Here is a 3,435-nt window from a genome sequence, read left to right on the forward strand (position 1 = left end):
CGGGACCGGCTATTCCGGCCGCATCCGCACGCTCGTCATCGACGCGGAACTGGTGCTCGTCCCCGCGAAGAAATCCGACGCCCAGAAGGCGCCGGACTTTCGCATCCATCGCGGCGACGCCGACGGCCCTGAGGTCGGGGCCGCGTGGAAGGAGACCGGGGACAAGGCCGGCCACTACCTCTCCTGCCAGCTCGACGACCCGACGCTCGCGCAGCCGGTCCGCGCGAGCCTCTTCCAGTCCGACGACGACGAAAGCGCGTGGTCCCTGCACTGGAATCGCCCGAAGCCGCGCAGCGGGCGGGAGTGAGGCCATGCGGTCCCGCGCGATCATCGCGCTCGAAACCCTCATCCCTTTGCTCGCGGAAAAACCGTCTCATCCCTTCGCCCCGCTCGACCGCAGGCCGGCCGGCGCGCGCAGCGAAGGTCCAGGGCGGCCAACGGCCGGCGCCTCGCGCGCACCCTTGACCGCAGCGAGCACGCCGGCAGGCTTGCGTCGCAGAGGAGACAGGGCGGCATGGCGTTGTGCCGCCCTTCTGGCCGGCATTCTTTCGGTCTGCGCCGGAACGACCCTGGTCATGGCGCGATCCGCGCCGACCGGACGTCCGGCCGCCGTCCATCCCCATGCAGCGCACATTGCGGAGGCGTCGCGCCGCTTCGGCATCCCGACGACATGGATCACCGCCGTGATGGGGGCCGAAAGCTCCGGCGATGCGCGTGCCGTGTCCGCGATGGGCGCGATGGGGCTGATGCAGGTCATGCCCGATACCTGGGCCGATCTTCGCCAGCGTCACGGCCTCGGCCGGGACCCCTTCGATCCGCATGACAACATTCTGGCCGGCGCCGCCCATCTGCGCGAGGTGTGGGACCGCTACGGCGACGTGGCTGCGATGCTCGCCGCCTACAACGCGGGATCGGCGCGCTACGACAAGCATCGCTCGACCGGCAAGCCGCTGCCCGCCGAAACGCGCGCCTATGTCGATTCCCTTGCGCCGATGCTACGCGGCGAGCTGCCCTCGCGGAGCGGCTCGGCGGTCGCCCGCCCGCTCGACTGGCGCGAGGCGGCCATCTTCGTCGCGCGCGACAACGGTGCTTCCGCGACCATGGTCACGCCGCCCGATCGCTTGCCGGGCGACACCCGATCGTCCGTCCCGCCAATGTCGAAGACGCCCTCCGCCTCGCAGCCGAATGGGCTCTTCGTCACCCGCAATGCCGGCGAGGACCGGCCATGACCCACTCCGCCGCAGATCGCATTCCAGCGCGGTTTGGCGTGTCATGGAGAGCGCCGAGGGTGGGGACAGGACCCGACCGATTAGGAAGGCGAGATAAAACGGCGCACGGTGCGCTTCGGTCGGGCGGTTGTGTTTGCTCGGTTTTCCGGCGCGTTCCGCACCGTGCGGCGCTCCCGCGCACCGTGCGCTTCGCGCCCATGTTCCTGATTTTCTTCCCTCTCTTGCACCGTGCGGGATCGCGCCATGGCCGATGAGCACGAGTTCCGCGTCCGCCCGGGCCGCATCCGCTCGACACGCGCCCAGCACGCCCGACCCTTCATCGCCCAGGCGCTCGCCGCCGCGCAGAAGGCCGGCGGGCGCGTGTCGCGCTCCGGCAAGGTCACGCCCGGCAATCGCTCTCGCTTCGGCCGTGGGCAGCGCGCCAGCATCCAGGCCAACCGTCTGCTCACCGGCCGCTCGCGCATCGTCGTCGTCAAGACCCGCGTCGTTCGCCACACCGCGCGCTCCGCGCCCCTCGGCGCGCATCTGAACTATCTGCGCCGTGACGGTGTGACCCGGGATGGGGAGAAGGCGCGGCTATTCGGTCCAGAGAGCGACGAGATCGACAGCCGCGCCTTTGCCGAACGGTGCGAGGGCGATCGGCACCATTTCCGGTTCATCGTCTCCCCCGAAGACGCGCCCGGCATGGCCGACCTCGAGTCCTACGCGCGCGAACTCATGGGGCAGATGGAGAAGGACCTGGCGACCCGCCTCGACTGGGCCGCCGTCGATCATTGGAATACCGACAACCCCCACATCCACATCATCCTGCGCGGCCGGGCCGATGACGGCCGGGACCTCGTCATCTCCCGCGACTACATCAAGGAGGGCATGCGCGCCCGCGCGTCCGATCTCGTCACGCAGGAACTCGGCCCGCGCACCGATCTCGACATCCACCGCAATCTCGAGCGCCAGGTCGAAGCGGAGCGGTGGACGCAGCTCGACCGGCAGCTCGTGCGCGACGGCCGAGCGACCGGCATCATCGACCTCGCCCCGCGCGCCGATCGCCAGCCCGACGCGTTCCACGCGCTGAAGGTTGGCCGGCTGCGCACGCTCGAGATCCTCGGGGTCGCCGGACAGGTCGGCCATTCGCAATGGTTCATCAAGTCCGAGGCCGAGGCGGTGCTGCGGGAGCTGGGCGAGCGCGGCGACATCATCAAGCGCATCCACCGCGCGCTGACGGAACGCGGCATCGAGCGCGGCTCGGCGAGCTACGTGCTGGCCGGCGAGAGCCTCGACGTTCCCGTGATCGGGCGCCTCGTGGAGCGCGGCCTCGACGACGAGCTGAAGGGCACGGCCTATGCCGTGGTCGACGGCATCGACGGCCGTACCCATCACATCAGGCTGCCCCATCTCGACGCGGCAGGCGACGGCCCGACGGGCTCGATCGTCGAGCTTCGTGCCTATGAAGACGCTCGCGGTGAGCGGCGCGTCGCCATCGCCGTTCGCTCCGACCTCGACATCCACGCGCAGGTGAACGCGACCGGCGCGACCTGGCTCGACCGGCAGGCCGTCGCCCGCGAGCCCATCGCGCTGTCGGATGGCGGTTTCGGCGCCGAGGTCCGCCGGGCCATGGACGAGCGTGCCGAACACCTCATCGGCGAGGGCCTCGCCAATCGACAAGGAGGGCGCATCGTCTTCGCCCGCCGGCTGCTCGGCACGCTGCGGGACCGGGAACTCGATGCGCTCGGCGAGAAGCTCGCCGCCGAGACCGGCCTGCCGTTCAACCGCGCCGGCAGCGGCGAGTATGTCGCCGGCACCTATCGCCAGCGCTTCGCGCTCGCCTCAGGCCGCTTCGCCATGATCGACGACGGCCTCTGCTTCCAGCTCGTGCCCTGGTCGCCTTCCCTCGAGAAGCAGCTCCACCGCCACGTCTCCGGCGTCGCCCGCGATGGTGGCGGCGTCGATTGGGATTTCGGCCGCAAGCGCAGCCTCGGCCTCTGACGCTGATCGGGAGGAACGATCGCCATGTCAGCAACCAAGATCAATTGGGGACAGATCCTCGCCGTCTCAGCCATCGTGCTGATGACCACCTGGGCGGCGACCCAATATGTCGCGTGGAGCCTCGGCTTCCAGGCGCAACTCGGCTCGCCCTGGTTCGGGATCGCCGGGGGGCCGGTCTACTATCCGCCCGCCCTTTTCTGGTGGTGGTATTTCTACGAGGCCT

Annotated in this window: 3 protein-coding genes and 1 pseudogene; all 4 read left to right on the forward strand. The window is 70.0% G+C overall.

Annotation, left to right across the window (positions count from 1 at the left end):
• On the forward strand, nt 1-307 hold a 307-nt coding region (locus PKD06_RS18500; RefSeq protein ID WP_324382736.1), incomplete at its 5' end, for a DUF736 domain-containing protein.
• 268 nt (nt 308-575) lie between these two features.
• Entirely contained in the window at nt 576-1,229 is a 654-nt protein-coding gene (locus PKD06_RS18505) for a lytic transglycosylase domain-containing protein (protein WP_324382738.1), read from the forward strand.
• Nucleotides 1,230-1,472: 243 nt separating this feature from the next.
• The gene (locus PKD06_RS18510) at nt 1,473-3,212 is read left to right on the forward strand and encodes a DUF3363 domain-containing protein (protein ID WP_324382740.1); all 1,740 of its coding nucleotides are present in this window, start codon (nt 1,473-1,475) and stop codon (nt 3,210-3,212) included.
• Nucleotides 3,213-3,236: 24 nt separating this feature from the next.
• Nucleotides 3,237-3,435: pseudogene (locus PKD06_RS18515) on the forward strand (conjugal transfer protein TraG); the annotation flags it as partial.

Origin of the sequence: Enterovirga sp., from assembly GCF_035325185.1 — a bacterium.
Lineage (GTDB): Bacteria > Pseudomonadota > Alphaproteobacteria > Rhizobiales > Beijerinckiaceae > Enterovirga.

Coding starts and splice junctions, on each gene's coding strand:
- PKD06_RS18510 (WP_324382740.1), top strand. CDS start 1,473: ATGGCCGATGAGCACGAGTTCCGCGTCCGCCCGGGCCGCATCCGCTCG.
- PKD06_RS18505 (WP_324382738.1), top strand. CDS start 576: ATGGCGCGATCCGCGCCGACCGGACGTCCGGCCGCCGTCCATCCCCAT.